This window comes from Luminiphilus sp. nBUS_07, from assembly GCF_051201685.1.
Classification (GTDB): Bacteria; Pseudomonadota; Gammaproteobacteria; order Pseudomonadales; family Halieaceae; genus Luminiphilus.
Genome location: NZ_CP179213.1, coordinates 1,759,965 through 1,775,583, shown reverse-complemented (window position 1 = coordinate 1,775,583; position 15,619 = coordinate 1,759,965). Strand labels below are relative to the sequence as shown.

The following is a 15,619-nucleotide window of genomic DNA, read 5'->3' as shown; positions in this document are numbered from 1 at the left end:
GCGTAATCCTAAAGCCAATCCAACGAAAGTCCTCTGAGTGCCTGCGCGACCCTGCCCCTTACGAGTTTATTAAGAACCTATGGGGCTTCTACTATATGGCTACACACACTCTGGGGCCTGGCGTAATCAGTTCGTGATAACTTGCAGGCTGTGCTGTTGCCCGTGGCAGCCCCTCATCATTGACTGAAGGTATTGCTATGGACACATATCGAAGACAATTTCTTGTGGGCGGCGGCGCTGCGGCCCTTGGTCTGAGCTTGGGTGGCTGCGATTCTGTCCCGGCAGGCCGATACACGGAAGCTGATATCGCGTTACTCGCGAAACAAAGAGACCTTGAGGCCAAAACCAAAGGCCAAGGCCCTTACGGGCGGCAACTTTATGCCGGGTATAGAGGTCTAGCTGAGCTGCCATGGTTCGATCTTGATAACCACGGGAATCTGCAGTGCACCGACGAAGATGTTCCCTACTCTATAGACGTTCACTGCCACTTAGGGATGTCCGTGTTGTTTCGCCCGAACCTTGATTTACTCGCAGAAACTCCCCGTGTGAAACATTTGCTGGATTGTGACGCTACAAACCCCGGTTGCCCCCTCGACCTCGACATTTACATTAACGGCAATTTTTCTGACCAAGCTCTCGACGATCTTACGATGACTACCGTCGCTCAGGGTGTTTGGGGCAGCCAGTTCGCAAAAACCCAGACCATTCCTAATTTGCTGCGTGAAATGGATTCGATGCGAGTACAGCAAGCCATGTTGCTACCCATCAAACTGGGAATCCCTTTTGGCGACCAGCTGGAGCAAGATTGGTGCAACGCGGTCAGCGCAGGGGCAGCAGACCCGCAGTTACATGTTGGACTTTCCGTTTATCCCGGTGATCCAGATGCCATTTCTGAAATGCGCCAGGCCGCGGCCCGTGGCGGCCGCATCATTAAATTGCACCCTACCGTGCAGCGCTTTTATCCCGATGCGCCGGCATTAATGGAGCTGTACGCTGAGGCTCAGGCTCTAGGGCTTGTGGTCTTTTTCCATGGTGGCAGAGCCGGAATTGAACCTGAGTCGTCACATCGTTTTGCCATGCCCAGGCATTACGAAGCCGCTCTCGCTGAATACCCTGATCTTCAATTTATACTGGGCCACGCAGGTGCTAGGGATAGCGAGGCCATGATTGCTCTGGCTAGACGGTACGACAATGCATGGCTGGGCATTCACGGCCAAAGCCTCACCATGCTTGAAACCATGATTCAAAGCACAGATAGCGATCGATTGTTATTCGGCACCGATTGGCCCTTTTATCACCTCGGCGCTTCTCTGGCGAAAGTGCTACTGACCACTGAGTTATCAAGCCGAAGAACGCTGCGACAGAAAATACTGCGAGACAATGCTCTGAGGCTGTTTCCCGGGTTGTGGCAGGTCTGATTTTCACCTGCCTATCGCACTTGAGCCCTTTTAAATCGACTCTCGATTGCAAACCGCCCTCCCCTTGACTGATATCTGGGCATCAAAATACGAGCGGCTTCTGTCTAATTTTGGCAGTGCAGCGCGGGTCAAAAAATCAGGTGGCGCCACCCGAGGGAATGCTCAGGAACGTCTTGGGCTGCGGTTCCAGCCTGCGCTGTTCACAGCACAGCGACGACTACCGACGATGCGTTAGTGCAAACGGCTTGCGGCTTTTTCGGTGGTTATTCCTCGGCAGTTAAAACCTTTTCAACCACGTCTACACCGCGCTGTGCCATTTGTGAAAAGGTATCCTCCCCGGCTAAACCCGGCGTATGGTCTGGGAACGCTTTACGCGTTCTATGAATCCAATAGGCCTCTGAAAAGCGACGTTGAAACGTGCGTTCAATGCCATCCTTGCCCAGAATGAATCCCAGCAAGCCGCCCCATGTAGCGGCGGGGTTATCACTATCCCAGCCGGCTAGGGATGCTATTTGCACCGTTCGGCGAAAGTCACCCTCCCCGTAAAACAAACTGATCAGACTGGCCGCGAAATTAATGCCCGCATCAAACGGTCTGCTGTATTGGTATCCCCCTTCGCCATTGATTTGATAACGCTGGTAAATCGCATGGCGTGTTTGCTCCCAGTCGTTTTTATCGGGATTCGTTGTGTAAGCTTCTAATACAAATTCATACATGTCTCGTGCGTAGCCCGATACGGGTAACTGCTCTGCTGCCAAAGCTGCGATCGCTTGCAGTTGCGTTGCCAAATTCTCTTTGTCGTTGAGATTTGCTGCTGCGGCATGCATTACCACATAAAAACGCGCAATCGCCGCGGCCTCACCACTGGCGGTAACAGCAATGGGTAACGCCGCTAAATTCAGCGCGGTCTGTGGTCGACCGGGTGCCATGAGCCCAAAAGATTCTGTTGTGAGCTGCGCATCTATCATTGCGAAGTCTGGGTTGTTTGAAGGGGCGCTTGTCGCCGGCGGCAGCAGCCCTTTATCTCGCATCAAGTAAAATGCGCGCTCGTTAGAGACCCAAAGGTAATTCTCTCGCCTGAACTCAGTGGGCGATATGGGGGCATTTTCGTTGCTGTATATGTGCCTCAGCCAACCTTCGCGTATTTGCTCTGCGGTTAGTTCAGGACTGCCCGAGGCCTCGGCCAGTTGCCAATACATATATTCGATATCGGTATCGTCATCAGACCCCCAGACACGATCCAACTCAGGCAGATAAAAATCAATACGACTGCTGTGATTAACAAAAGCCCCCCAAATGTTCGGCTGATCAGTGCTTCCCCAGTCCTCATCGCTGTAGAAAGGGGGTTCCACACGGTCCATTTCAGTGATCAGGCCAGTCCAATTGGCAATTGACTGACCCAGCCAAAACCCATGTAATTTTCGTGCGTAATCGGCGCGGTCAATAGCCTCTGATGTCTGAGTTGCTTGTGCCGTAGCAAAGCCCGTCTGCAGTAACAGGTACAAGGCTAAAACACGGCGAATTTGTTGCATGGCATCCTCTTAAAGTCATCATTGGTGGCGCTGCGTAACGCAAGTCATCCTAGCGCACATTGCCCGAGAGCGCCGTTTGCAGTGCGAGGGATACAGTGCCAATGGCGGAAAATTTGGTGCTCCTGAATATCTGAAGTCACACGATTGGGCCTGGATCCACTCACACAAAGCGGCACAATATGCTGCCAGAACTGGACTAGCCAAAGCTGAAAAACAGCGTACATACCTATGCCGACTCGACACGTCAGCAGAAATCGCGCCCCTGTAAGTTCTATCGCTAAGAACGATGGCTTAAACCGCGAATGAGTTCGCCTTGACGGTGGTGCTGAAGTGCAGCCGCGTGAAACCACGCGCTAGCTACCTGTTCCCCTTTATTTTCTATTCGTACCGCTGTTGATCAAAAAGCGACGATCGCTGTGTTTTTTTTGTCCGAACAGCCTCACCCCTACCCTCTTCTGCGTAAAATGCCGACACCCCACTACGGCCAAAGAGGCTAAGCACTGTGCGTAAAATCTTTTCATGTTGTACCAATCCCGGTCTCTTCTTCAGCCTTTTGGTGTGGCTTGTCGTAACCGCTGTGGCATCAGCCGCTGCAGAAGAATCGGTTGCCGGTGATGGGGAAGCTCTGGAGCCATCCACCAATGATTCAGCACCACCTCAACGCGATAGCCCTTGGCTGCTGACACCAACCTTCAGTGTCGACCCAAAATTAGGAAGAAATCTTGGCGCTATTGCCGCCTACCTGCATCGCTTCGACGAGGCATCTCCGATATCCCTGTCAGGCGCAACGCTGTCCTATTCAAATACTGATTCTTTGGTCAGTGCAATGTTTACCGACCTATACTGGGGTGCCGATCATCACCGGCTAACTGCTGGTGCGGCATACGGTGATATCAACAACGAGTACGACGATTTTTTGGGCAGTGGTCAAACCGTTGAAACTAACGATGACTTGAAATCACTATTTATGCGCTACCGTTACAGGGTTGTAGGCGATTGGTTTTTCGGTGGCCAGCTTGTACGCACAAACTATGTGATTGGTATTCCAGCGCCCGAGGAGGTCGTCAATAATCAAGTCGGTTTAATGGGGTTCAATGCGGCAGGGCTAGGCTTTGTCGTAGAAAGGGATGGGCGCAACCATGTGCGTAACCCCACCTCGGGTAGCCACCTGGTTGTCGACGGCACACGGTATAGCAGCAGTGACGATCAGCCAGACCTCGACAATGGTGACCTGCTTGAGGAACTTCTGCCAGAAGATTCACTCATAGACAGTAATGGCGATTTTGATGTGCTGCGCGGAAATTTCAATCACTACAGTTCTCTTGGGCATTGGTTTACTGGAGACCAGGCCCCGGAAACGGTGCTGGCTGTGCAAGCCTACACACGACTCACCCACGACGCGCCCGTCTCGGGTTACTCATCGGTGATTGTGCCGGGCTACACCCGGGGAAATTATTTAGGGGAGAATTCTGTTGGAGGCCAATTTGATTTACGGATGCCTATCTCTCAACGCTGGGGTGTTGTCGTGTTCGGCGGCATAGGCTGCTTATTTGGTGACGGTATAGGGTCAAACGCCACCTCCCAAAGCTGTAGCGATGAGCTTTATCCAGGCATTGGTGCAGGAGTCAGTTGGCTAGTAAAGCCTGAGTCTGGAGTCGTCATGCGCATGGAAGCTGCAAAAGGATCCGGTGACAACTCGGCGGTCTACCTGAGGTTTGGCCATCCATTCTGATATAACGGGTGGTATGGGCCGAAAATGACGTCATCGGGTCGCCCCGTTTGGCACGTATAGCTTATTAACTCACTTTATTGACGTCGGATTAAATACGCCATGTTCCTAACAATACCTACTCGCCTTCGCTGGCTGGTTCTCGCTGGACTTTTCTGTGCTTACCGAACTTGGGCACTAGCTCCTGAGGCTATTCAGGGAGAAACATTGGGGGAGATGATCAACGCTCTGCAAAACCGACACTATGAAGGCAAGAATTACGATGACGCGCTGTCAGCAGCGCATCTGGACGCCTACATAGATACCCTAGATCCACAGAAAATGTTTTTTACGCTTGACGACGTCAACAGCTTTCAGGTCTACCGAACAACGCTTGACGATGCGGGGCGAGAGGGAAACCTTGTCCCGGCTTTTACCATCTTTACCCAATATCAAACTCATCTGAAAGCGCGCCTTGAGGCCATATTAGTAGAGCTCCCTGCCACCGTGCCGGAGTTCGACTACAGCGTTTCAGAATACCTGCCGATAGATGGCGATGACGTCGCGTGGGCTGCATCTTCTACTGAGCTTGACGATCGCTGGCGCAAGCGATTAAAAAATCAGGCCCTGAGCCTAAAGCTTGCAGACAAATCTGTAGATGAAATAGCCCCTACACTGACAAAACGTTACCGCAATCAGCTTAACCGACTTGAGCAGTACAACGAGCGTGATGTGTTTGCGATCTACGCTAACGCACTAACTGAGCTGTACGACCCTCACACCTCGTATTTTTCCCCGAGACGCGCCGAAAATTTTGATATCAACATGAGTTTGTCTTTTGATGGAATTGGCGCAGTTCTGCAGGTCGATGATGAATACACCAAAGTCGTTCGATTAGTTCCCGCAGGGCCGGCCGATAAACAAGGTGACCTGTCGCCCTCAGATCTCATCATTGGCGTTGGACAAGGCGTTGAGGGCCCTATTGAAGACGTGGTGGGTTGGCGCTTAGATGAAGTGGTGGATCTGATTCGGGGCCCCCGAGAGACAACGGTTAGACTTGAGGTAATCCCCGGCAAAGGCAAAACAGATCAGCGCCAGGTGGTAGCGATTGAGCGAAATAAAGTGAAATTAGAAGAGCAAGCGGCTCAGAGTGAGCTGTTAGAACTTGATGACGCTGATGGCGTCACCCGGAAAGTCGGTGTTATCGAAATACCCGCCTTTTATATTGATTTTGCAGCCCTTAGACGAGGTGATGAGGATTACAAGTCGACGACTCGGGACGTTAAAAAACTGATTGAGGAGCTGCAAGCTCAAGGCGCTGAAGCATTGGTCATTGATTTACGAAATAACGGTGGAGGGTCATTGCAAGAGGCCAATGACCTAACCGGGCTGTTTATCGAGTACGGGCCCACCGTTCAAATCCGCAGTGCCGAACGAAAAGTATGGCGGGATGGAAAGCGGCGGCGCTCCGCCTACTATCAGGGTCCGGTAGCGGTATTAATCAATCGGTTAAGCGCTTCTGCGTCAGAAATTTTCGCGGGAGCAATACAAGATTATGGGCGAGGTATTGTTCTGGGCGATCGCTCCTTCGGCAAAGGCACTGTGCAAACATTGCTGGGCATGCCTGAAGGACAGCTCAAGGTCACCGAGAGCAAGTTTTATCGCATTTCCGGCGATTCAACCCAGCATAGAGGCGTTGTACCGGACATTGACTTTCCCTCACTTTTCGATCCCAGCGAGATTGGTGAGAGCGCACTTGATAATGCCCTCGATTGGGATCAAATTTCCCCGGTCAGGCATCGCGAGTACAGCTATTTTTCGTCACTGTTGCCGACACTCAACGAGCGGCATAAAAGTAGAATCGAGAAAGATCCCGACTACATTTACCTGATAGACCAGGTGTTAATGGCTACAGAAACTCGCGGTCTAAAATCCTTGCCGCTCAACGAAGAAGAGCGTGTGGCGCTTCGCGATTCTCAAGAGCAAAAGGCCCTTGAAATTGAAAATAAACGTCGACAGGCGCAAGGGCTAGAGCCGCTGGAAAGTCTTCGTGAAGACGAGGGCGACGAAACGACCGAAGACTCGGAGGATGGCATTGTGGCCGTAGATGAGGGTAACGAGACCAATGCACCTGGCGCCGTAATAGAAGATTTAACGGGAGCAGAGGACGCCGAGGAAGAACCCTCTGACGTGCTGCTCATAGAGGCGGGCCGCATTCTTGCCGACACTCTGGCTCTTACAGGGCCGTCAAAGGTGACACCGCCCGTTACTGCCCAGCGCTAATTCGCTCTAGACCTTGCATGTAGGGACGCAAGACCTCGGGAATGACGACATCTCCCCCAGCCTCTTGATAATTCTCGAGAATGGCTACCAGCGTGCGCCCCACCGCTAAGCCTGAACCATTGATTGTATGCAAAGGCTCGGGCTTTCCAGTGGCGGGGTTGCGCCATCGGGCCTGCATTCGCCGCGCTTGATAAGCGCCGTAATTTGAGCAACTAGATATTTCTCGATAGGCATCCTGCCCAGGGAGCCATACCTCTAAATCGTAGGTAAGCTGTGCACCAAAACCGAGGTCACCGCCGCAAAGAATGACTTTGCGGTAAGGCAGCATGAGCAACTGCAAAATATGTTCCGCATGTGCAGTTAAGGATTCAAGAGCCTCGTCGGATTGGGTCGGGCGAACAAGTTGCACCAGCTCAACCTTTTCAAATTGGTGTTGCCGTATCAGCCCCCGTGTGTCGCGGCCATAGCTGCCCGCCTCACTCCTAAAACAAGGCGTGTGAGCAACATACCTTATTCCAAGCTCACCAAACTCTTGATCTTCGAAAATACGATCCCGGGCAATGTTGGTCACAGGAACCTCTGCCGTCGGAATCAGGTAGTAGTCCTGATCGCCCTGAATTCGGAATAAGTCCTCTTCGAATTTTGGCAGCTGACCGGTGCCGACCAGTGACTCGCGATTCACCATATAAGGCACGTAAACTTCGGTATAACCATTGACTGCGGTGTGCTCGTTCAGCATGAACTGCACTAATGCGCGATGCAGACGGGCTATCGCGCCGCTCATAACTGAAAAGCGTGATCCTGTGATTTTGCCTGCCGTTGCGGCATCGAGTTGCCCCGATAATTCACCAATATCGACGTGATCTAAAGGCTTAAAATCAAAAGTTTTCGGCTCGCCCCAAGTGAGCACCTCATGATTATCTTCCTCTGTTGCTCCTGCAGGAACGCGGGCATCGGGTACGTTTGGCGTGGCCAGTAACATGGCCTGCAAAGCTTCCTGCGCTTGCCTAGCCTCCTCCGTAGCCGCGGTTATATCGCCACTGATTTTTTCTAGAAGCCCGGCCACCTCCGCCTTTGCCTCATCAACACTGCGCCCCTGCCCAACCAGTTCACCAATTTTCTTTGAGGCGGATTTTCTATCGGCCAGTAAATTTTGGGCACGAATGTCTGCCTGCTTACGACGCGCATCGAGCTCAAGAAAATCCTCGACGGGAAACTCATAACCCTTAAGTTTGAGTGCCGCAGCAATAGCCGTCGGATCTTCGCGAACGACTTTAATGTCAAGCATTGTGGTGACTCCTCGGAGACGGTAGCGGGTAATTTTGCGGCGGCATCATACCCTGTTCATCAATTTTTTGCCGGGTTTCACCCGAAACTCCGGGCCAACTGCGCCCCAAGATAGACGCCTGCAAAACAGCTAACAAGGCTAACGAATGCATAGCCCATTGCGAGCGCCCAATCGCCGCGCTCCATCATAAGCAGTAACTCCAGTGAGAACGTTGAAAAGGTGGTGAAACCGCCAAGAAAACCCACCAACAGCACCAATCGAGCGGCATCATGGACATGGTGGCGTTCTAAAAGAATAAAAATAATACCGATACCCAGTGAGCCCAGTACGTTGACGGTCAGGGTCGCTACGGGCCAACTGATATACGGTAACGTGGACCGTATTAGCTGGCCGGCCCCATACCGTGCTACCGCACCCAAACTCCCGCCAAGTGCGACCCAAAGTAAAGCGCTCATTAGGGGTCGACCTTTTCTTTTGCCAGCTGATCTAAGGCGCGAAGATGCTGCAACTTTTCTCGGATACGCCCTTCTAGACCGCGATCGGTAGGCTGATAGAACTGGACCGGCTGCATTTCTTCCGGAAAGTAATTTTCATTGGCCGCGTAGCCTTCCGGCTCGCTGTGAGCGTAACGATACGCCTTCCCGAAGCCTTGCTCACGCATCAAGGCTGAAGGCGCATTCCGCAGATGTATCGGGACTTCCAAACTGCCCTGTGTCTCAACCAGACGTTTGGCCTCATTGAAAGCCGAATAGACGGCGTTACTCTTAGCGGCACAGGCGAGGTAGATGATAGCTTGGGCTAACGTTAATTCACCCTCGGGACTTCCTAGACGCTCCTGAATCTGCCAGGCGTTTAGCGCAATTTCTAACGCTCTGGGATCAGCATTACCGATATCCTCACTGGCCATACGTACCACTCTTCTTGCGATGTAGAGGGGGTCGCAGCCACCGTCAAGCATGCGCACAAACCAGTAGAGGCTGGCATCAGGATCTGAGCCACGCACGCTCTTATGCAGTGCACTGATCTGATCGTAAAACGCATCACCGCCTTTATCAAAGCGTCGCGGGCTGCCCTGCCCTAGCTCCTCCAACACCTTTTGATTAATGATTTTTCGCCCTTGCTCGATACCGGCCAAATCGGCAGCAACCTCGAGCTGCCCTAACGCACGTCTGGCGTCACCGTCAGCTTGTGCGGCAAGGCTCTCCAATATTTCAGTCTCAGCCTGAACTTCGGTGAGCTCAGATGCCAAAGCTCGCTGTAGAATCGTCACGATATGGTGCTGTTCCAGTGGCCTTAACCGGTATACCCGTACCCTTGAAAGTAGTGCTGCATTCACCTCAAAAGAAGGGTTTTCAGTCGTCGCACCAATGAACGTGATAGTGCCATCCTCTACGTGAGGCAGAAACGCATCCTGTTGCGCCTTATTGAAGCGGTGAACCTCATCGACAAACAGCACGGTCTGTAACCCTTGTGACAATCCAACTCGAGCAGAGTCAATGACTGCTCTGATGTCTTTGACGCCAGCTAACACGGCTGATATCGGATAAAACTGCGCTTTTGTGGCTCCCGCACAAAGTCGAGCCAGAGTCGTCTTTCCCACCCCAGGGGGGCCCCACAATAAAAATGAGTGCAGATTTCCCGCGCTCATTGCCATCCCAAGCGGCGCCTCTGGGCCCAAGATGTGGTCCTGACCGACAAAACCACTCAGGCTGCTAGGGCGCAACCTTGAGGCAAGGGGAGCTTGGTTGACCTCCGGCTCGCCGAACAAAGTGTTTTGTGTTGTCGACAATGCCTACCCCTCCGCTAGGGCTCTACGATAGTGACAGCAATCTCAGCCGGTGGCGTGAACAAAAAATCTTCGGCGGTTAACCTATTGGTACCGTCCGAGACCAGGGTGAAATCAATGCGTTGGTCTAATTTATCCGTCACGCTCACCGCAGTAGGCGTGCCCTCCTCCAACGTCACACTCATCGACGTAAATACTGGATTCGGTTCAAGGGGCTCTAGCCTCAACTCCTGTGGCCTGCGTGTCAGTGTGTAGTGTTGTTCAAGCACCGATTCTTCAGCGAGTAGTACCGCTAACGGCGAGTTAAGCTGGGCTTCTAACGGTCGTCTGATCACCGTCTCGAGATCCTCGTCGTATTGCCAGAAGAACTCCCCATCGCTGATTAACAGCTGTCTGCCGGGGGCAGTGATTTGCCATAAAAAAAAGTGTGGGCGCAGGAGAGCAAAAACACCGCTGCTTTGCGCAGTCACTAAGCCATTTTTGTCAAAGATTTCCTGACGGAAACTTCCTTCTAATGATTCGATGCCACCGAGCAATCCCTCTGCTTTGACGTCTTTAACCAGCCCAATCAAAAGCCAGAGGCACAACAATGCAATAACCCACCACCGCCACTTAGCGCCCACCAAAGGTGTCATGTTCAGTCCTCTACCGGAGGTGGCGCGAGAACCTCCCGCTGTCCGTTGGTGCCCATGGTCGATACCACACCGGTCTGCTCCATACTCTCGATAAGGCGGGCAGCACGGTTATAGCCAATTCGGAGTTTACGCTGCACGCTGGAAATCGAGGCCCGCCTGCTCTTAGTGACATAATGCACCGCCTCGTCATAGAGGGCGTCGGCTTCGGGATTGTCATCGTCAGAGGCAGCAGACTGCAGTTCTCCTGCGGTCACCGGGGTCTGTCCCCCCTCATCCAGCAGCCCTTCGATAAACTGCGGTTCCCCACGCCTTTTCCAGTCGGCAACAACTCGGTGCACTTCGTCATCAGAACAAAATGCACCGTGGACGCGAACGGGTACGCTTGAGCCCGCGGGAAGATAAAGCATGTCGCCGTTACCCAGTAGCTGCTCAGCGCCACCTTGGTCGAGGATTGTTCGAGAATCGACCTTCGAGCTTACGGCAAAGCCGATGCGAGTGGGGATATTAGCCTTAATAAGACCTGTTATGACATCAACCGATGGGCGTTGAGTTGCGAGGATAAGATGGATGCCTGCTGCGCGGGCCTTTTGCGCAATGCGTGCAATCAGCTCTTCGACCTTTTTACCCACAATCATCATCATGTCTGCAAATTCGTCGATGACCACAACAATACTGGGCAAAGGCTCCAGGGTCGGCTGAACCTGTTCCTCCACCGGTATCATGGATAACTGATCTGGAACCCATACGGGATCTTCAAGAGGGGATCCCGCGGCGATGGCATCGCTGACTTTACGATTGTATCCCGCTAGATTACGCACTCCCAAAAGCGACATAAGCTTGTAGCGTCGCTCCATCTCTGCCACACACCAGCGCAGCCCATTGGCGGCATCTTTCATGTCGGTAATTACCGGCGTCAGGAGATGGGGAATGCCATCATAGACTGACAGTTCCAGCATTTTTGGGTCGATTAGAATCATCCGAACCTGCTCAGGACTACTTTTGAAAAGCAGGCTAACAAGCATACAGTTCACACCCACGGACTTTCCGGAACCGGTTGTCCCTGCAACTAACAGGTGCGGCATTTTCCCAAGATCAGCGACGACTGGCGCGCCGGCAATATCGTGGCCCAGGGCTAGGGTTAAATTTGACTTCGATTCGTCAAAGGTTTGTGAGGCCAGCACCTCCTTGAAATTCACCGTTTGCCGGTCAGCATTCGGGATTTCTATACCTACGACACTCTTCCCAGGAATAACCTCTACCACCCGCACGGAAATGACGGCGAGGGAGCGTGCCAAGTCTTTCGCCAAATTAGAAATTCGAGAAACCTTCACCCCGGCAGCGGGTTGAATCTCAAACCGCGTAACAACTGGACCAGGATATACCGCCGTCACCTCGGCACTGACACCAAAGTCCAAAAGCTTGAGTTCCAGCAACTTCGACAGAGATTCCAGCTCCTCTTTGGAATAGCCGCGGTGGCCCATTTCCGGAGCGACGTCGAGGAGGTCGAGAGGCGGCACTTCTCCGGTAACCGGGGTATCGAACAAAGGCTTTTGGCGCTCTTTTTCAATGCGCTGACTGGGGGCCGGCCGAGGTTCTGGGGGCTTTATTTTTGGTGGATTTTTTTTCTTTTGTGCCACGTAGTCTTCAATGACAGCCTTACGCTCAACCTGCTGCTTTTCGCGCTCACGCCGCTCTAACAGCCTGTCCCTAGTTTGCAATAGCCAATTCCAACCGGTTTCACAGCCCTCAATGAGTCTGCGCCCCAGTTCGTCAATCACCTTCAGCCAGCTAATGTCAGCGAAAATAGTGATTCCAAGAAAAAACATTGCTAGCAGTAGCAGCCGAGCACCTACTGAACTAAAGGCTGTATCGAAGCCAGCACCTATGCTCGCCCCTAATATGCCTCCAGCGCCTTGTGGCAGGTCCGCGGTGCCACTGTCGTTCAGCGCGGCCAGGGACGTTGCAGCTAAGACCACCAAAATGAGTCCAAGAGCGCGCAAACCAAAAACCGTCCAGTCAGTGGGACTGCGCGCTTCCCTGACGAGCAAAAAGCGAACGGCTTGATAGCCCAATAAGCCAGGAATTAAAAAAGCACCGTAACCCAGTAAAGAAAAGAGAACATCGCTGAGAAATGCGCCGGTAATGCCCGCCAGATTCTGGACATCACCACCGCCGCTAGATGACCACCCGGGATCATTACTACTGTGACTCACCAACGCCAGCAGAACCAGCAGACAGGCGGCTCCAATGGCAATAAAGAGCGCGTCTTTTGGCCCTCGGGATGCGGGAGTGAGATCCTGTACGGATTTTGAAGATTTTCGTGTGGCTGACAACGAATCAGCATCCTTTTATCGAAAATGAGATGTTAACATGGCGCGGAGTCACTTTACCGTGATGATCCATCTTCGATCCATACAGCTAAGTGTTAATTTTATGAGCCAGCCACAACACCATCGCCTCATCATTTTGGGTTCTGGGCCTGCGGGCTATACCGCAGCCGTTTACGCCGCCAGGGCCAACCTCAATCCCGTTGTCATCACTGGAATTCAACAAGGTGGTCAACTTACGACGACAACCGAAGTTGAGAATTGGCCGGGCGGCGCTTCTGACCTCCAAGGGCCCCAATTGATGGCCGAGATGCAGGCGCACGTCGAACGTCTAGATGCCTCAATTATTTTCGATCATATCGAAAAGGTAGACCTGAGCAGCCGCCCTTTCCGTCTCGGCGGTAGCCAAGATTACAGCTGCGATGCACTGATCATTGCCACGGGAGCGTCTGCACAATACCTTGGGCTACCCAGCGAAGAGGCTTTTATGGGGCGTGGCGTCAGTGCCTGCGCCACCTGTGATGGATTCTTCTATCGTGGTAAAGAAGTCGCGGTCGTCGGGGGAGGCAACACGGCTGTTGAAGAGGCGCTCTACCTCAGCAATTTGTGCAGCCGAGTCCATCTTGTGCACCGACGTGACTCTCTACGTTCAGAAAAAATTCTGCAAGATCGTTTGTTCGCCCGAGCAGAAGAAGGAAAGGTTGTGATCCACTGGCATCAAACTTTGGGCGAAGTGTTGGGTGACAACTCTGGCGTTACCGGCTTGCGGCTTCGCTCTACCCTAGACGATAGCGAGCAACAGTTGGCGCTTGCGGGTGTGTTCATTGCGATTGGCCACAAACCTAATACGGACATATTCCAGCAGCAGTTAACGATGGAAGGAGGTTATATTCAGGTGAACTCAGGTATCAACGGTGAGGCAACACACACGAATGTGCCCGGAGTTTTTGCTGCAGGAGACGTTGCTGATCATGTCTACCGCCAGGCAATTACATCTGCGGGGTTCGGCTGCATGGCCGCACTCGATGCAGAAAAATATTTAGACGCCTTGAATCGCTGAGCTTAAACGCTTGTCCGAGTTTGATTTTCCGGCAAGTTATGAGGCCCTTGAAGAACCGAACGGCCTTCTCGCTATGGGAGGTGATTTATCTCCAGAACGGCTGCTGCGGGCCTATAGCCGCGGCATTTTTCCTTGGTTTAGCAGCAATGAGCCGATTCTTTGGTGGGCACCAGATCCAAGAGCCATACTCTTACCCGACGAATTCAAAGTTTCCAAGTCCTTCGGCAAGACCCTAAAAAAGCGCGGATACCGGGTTTCGTTAAATGCTGCATTTCCATTAGTGATAAGAGCCTGCGCTGCACCACGCGCTTCGCAAGAGGGAACCTGGATTCTCCCGGCGATGATTGATGCCTACACAACGCTACACCGCCTTGGCTATGCGCATTCGGTCGAAATATGGTCTGATGAATCCCTCGTTGGCGGATTGTATGGCGTGAGCATAGGCAAAGCTTTTTTTGGTGAGTCGATGTTTTCTAGTGCCACTGACGCTTCAAAAACCGCCTTAGCGACCTTAGCGTATATGGGAAGAATGGGTTATTTTAAGTTCATTGATTGCCAGGTGGAGAGCAGCCACTTAACTTCACTCGGTGCTCGGCTCATAAGGCGAGAGGCCTTTGAAGAACAGCTTGAAAACGCTATAAATGAAGACATGGAGCAAGTGAGGAATATTATCAGAGGGGTTCTGCCGGAATCTGTAAACCGAGTGCCGTGGAGTGACGTGCTACCTGAGTCAACCACGCAGCTGTACTTGGGGCTCACGCAATGACAGCTTCGTTACGTGATATCCGTGTCTACACTACCTTCCCCCATGCCTGCAGTTATTTGATGGAGCAGGAAGCGACGACGCTGTTTATTGACCCTCGTCAAACCCTTTCCCAAGCGCTCTATTCCCAGCTTTCTCTCATGGGGTTTCGCCGTAGTGGTGACCACCTCTACCGGCCGCATTGCAGCCAGTGCAACGCCTGCATTCCTTCCCGCGTTGCAGTTTCTGATTTTAAGCGCTCTAAGAGCCAAAAGCGCGTATGGCGTCGAAACAAGGATCTTGAGATTCGCGAGGCTACATCCATCGATGACGAAGAGGCCTATTCGCTCTATGAGCGTTATATCCGAGGCCGGCACGCCGATGGCGATATGTTTCCACCAGAGCGGGACCAATACCGTTCGTTTCTTAACAACGGACTCGGCTGTACTCGCTACTTCCGCTTTTACGAGCAAGAGCAGCTGATTGCCGTTATTGTTGCGGATCAAATGCTCGATGGCCTGTCGGCAATCTATACGTTTTATGATCCCGAGCATGAGGCTAGGAGTCTCGGCACTTACGCTGTGCTGTTCCAAATTGATCTTATGCAGAAGGCCCAGCTTGATTACGTTTATCTGGGGTATCTCATAAAAAACTGCGACAAAATGAGCTACAAATCAAGATTTCAGCCCTTAGAGCTATTTCGAGGCGGAAATTGGCAGGTTTCTCTCGATACAGCACCTGAGGACGACATAAGCCGAGGCGTCCCCCTGCGCTTTGTTGATAATCCGACCTAGCAACACTTTTGAAGAGCGTGACTTTCGGGTACAGTGCCGGCCATAT

12 protein-coding genes are annotated in these 15,619 nt (G+C 52.4%); 6 read left to right on the top strand and 6 right to left on the bottom strand.

Going from position 1 to position 15,619, the window contains the following annotated elements:
- Positions 1 to 197: 197 nt before the first annotated feature.
- Complete coding sequence (locus tag ACMAZB_RS07870; protein ID WP_435216338.1) at positions 198 to 1,418, top strand: amidohydrolase family protein; 1,221 nt, start codon at positions 198 to 200, stop codon at positions 1,416 to 1,418.
- 263 nt (positions 1,419 to 1,681) lie between these two features.
- Here the strand turns inward: ACMAZB_RS07870 and ACMAZB_RS07865 are convergent, their stop codons facing one another.
- Positions 1,682 to 2,950 (bottom strand): ADP-ribosylglycohydrolase family protein, encoded by a 1,269-nt coding sequence (locus tag ACMAZB_RS07865; RefSeq protein WP_435216336.1) that lies wholly within the window; start codon positions 2,948 to 2,950, stop codon positions 1,682 to 1,684.
- Positions 2,951 to 3,452: 502 nt separating this feature from the next.
- On the opposite strand from ACMAZB_RS07865, the gene ACMAZB_RS07860 reads away from it, so the two are divergent.
- Complete coding sequence (locus ACMAZB_RS07860; protein WP_435216334.1) at positions 3,453 to 4,682, top strand: hypothetical protein; 1,230 nt, start codon at positions 3,453 to 3,455, stop codon at positions 4,680 to 4,682.
- A 99-nt stretch (positions 4,683 to 4,781) separates the two neighbouring features.
- Positions 4,782 to 6,941, top strand: coding sequence for a carboxy terminal-processing peptidase (locus ACMAZB_RS07855; protein ID WP_435216332.1), 2,160 nt, complete (start codon positions 4,782 to 4,784; stop codon positions 6,939 to 6,941).
- Here ACMAZB_RS07855 and serS read toward each other — a convergent pair.
- The 5 genes from serS to ACMAZB_RS07830 form a co-directional block, all read right to left on the bottom strand.
- Positions 6,925 to 8,229: a serine--tRNA ligase gene (serS, locus tag ACMAZB_RS07850; RefSeq protein ID WP_435216330.1), complete on the bottom strand. Its 1,305-nt coding sequence runs from the start codon at positions 8,227 to 8,229 to the stop codon at positions 6,925 to 6,927. The two genes, ACMAZB_RS07855 and serS, sit on opposite strands and share 17 nt — an antisense overlap.
- A 77-nt stretch (positions 8,230 to 8,306) precedes the next feature.
- A complete protein-coding gene (gene crcB, locus ACMAZB_RS07845; protein WP_435216328.1) occupies positions 8,307 to 8,684 on the bottom strand; it encodes a fluoride efflux transporter CrcB in 378 nt (125 codons plus the stop codon).
- Positions 8,684 to 10,018, bottom strand: coding sequence for a replication-associated recombination protein A (locus ACMAZB_RS07840; protein WP_435215912.1), 1,335 nt, complete (start codon positions 10,016 to 10,018; stop codon positions 8,684 to 8,686). The genes crcB and ACMAZB_RS07840 overlap by 1 nt, the downstream gene beginning before the upstream one ends.
- Before the next feature lie 14 nt (positions 10,019 to 10,032).
- Complete coding sequence (gene lolA, locus ACMAZB_RS07835) at positions 10,033 to 10,650, bottom strand: outer membrane lipoprotein chaperone LolA (protein ID WP_435216327.1); 618 nt, start codon at positions 10,648 to 10,650, stop codon at positions 10,033 to 10,035.
- 2 nt (positions 10,651 to 10,652) lie between these two features.
- Positions 10,653 to 12,983 (bottom strand): DNA translocase FtsK, encoded by a 2,331-nt coding sequence (locus tag ACMAZB_RS07830; RefSeq protein ID WP_435216326.1) that lies wholly within the window; start codon positions 12,981 to 12,983, stop codon positions 10,653 to 10,655.
- Between the two features lie 100 nt (positions 12,984 to 13,083).
- Between ACMAZB_RS07830 and trxB the strand changes: the two genes are divergently transcribed.
- The 3 genes from trxB to ACMAZB_RS07815 are packed head-to-tail and all read left to right on the top strand — an operon-like array spanning position 13,084 to position 15,573.
- On the top strand, positions 13,084 to 14,037 hold the full coding sequence (trxB, locus tag ACMAZB_RS07825) for a thioredoxin-disulfide reductase (RefSeq protein WP_435216324.1): 954 nt from the start codon (positions 13,084 to 13,086) through the stop codon (positions 14,035 to 14,037).
- A gap of 10 nt (positions 14,038 to 14,047) precedes the next feature.
- A complete protein-coding gene (gene aat / locus ACMAZB_RS07820; RefSeq protein ID WP_435216322.1) occupies positions 14,048 to 14,803 on the top strand; it encodes a leucyl/phenylalanyl-tRNA--protein transferase in 756 nt (251 codons plus the stop codon).
- On the top strand, positions 14,800 to 15,573 hold the full coding sequence (locus ACMAZB_RS07815) for an arginyltransferase (protein ID WP_435216320.1): 774 nt from the start codon (positions 14,800 to 14,802) through the stop codon (positions 15,571 to 15,573). Before aat ends, ACMAZB_RS07815 begins: the two co-directional genes overlap by 4 nt.
- The last annotated feature ends 46 nt before the right edge of the window (positions 15,574 to 15,619 follow it).

Bases quoted from the DNA above. Each gene is read 5' to 3' on its own strand.
- ACMAZB_RS07870 (WP_435216338.1), top strand. From the start codon at position 198: ATGGACACATATCGAAGACAATTTCTTGTGGGCGGCGGCGCTGCGGCC.
- ACMAZB_RS07865 (WP_435216336.1), bottom strand. From the start codon at position 2,950: ATGCAACAAATTCGCCGTGTTTTAGCCTTGTACCTGTTACTGCAGACG.
- ACMAZB_RS07855 (WP_435216332.1), top strand. From the start codon at position 4,782: ATGTTCCTAACAATACCTACTCGCCTTCGCTGGCTGGTTCTCGCTGGA.
- serS (WP_435216330.1), bottom strand. From the start codon at position 8,229: ATGCTTGACATTAAAGTCGTTCGCGAAGATCCGACGGCTATTGCTGCG.
- crcB (WP_435216328.1), bottom strand. From the start codon at position 8,684: ATGAGCGCTTTACTTTGGGTCGCACTTGGCGGGAGTTTGGGTGCGGTA.
- lolA (WP_435216327.1), bottom strand. From the start codon at position 10,650: ATGACACCTTTGGTGGGCGCTAAGTGGCGGTGGTGGGTTATTGCATTG.
- trxB (WP_435216324.1), top strand. From the start codon at position 13,084: ATGAGCCAGCCACAACACCATCGCCTCATCATTTTGGGTTCTGGGCCT.
- ACMAZB_RS07815 (WP_435216320.1), top strand. From the start codon at position 14,800: ATGACAGCTTCGTTACGTGATATCCGTGTCTACACTACCTTCCCCCAT.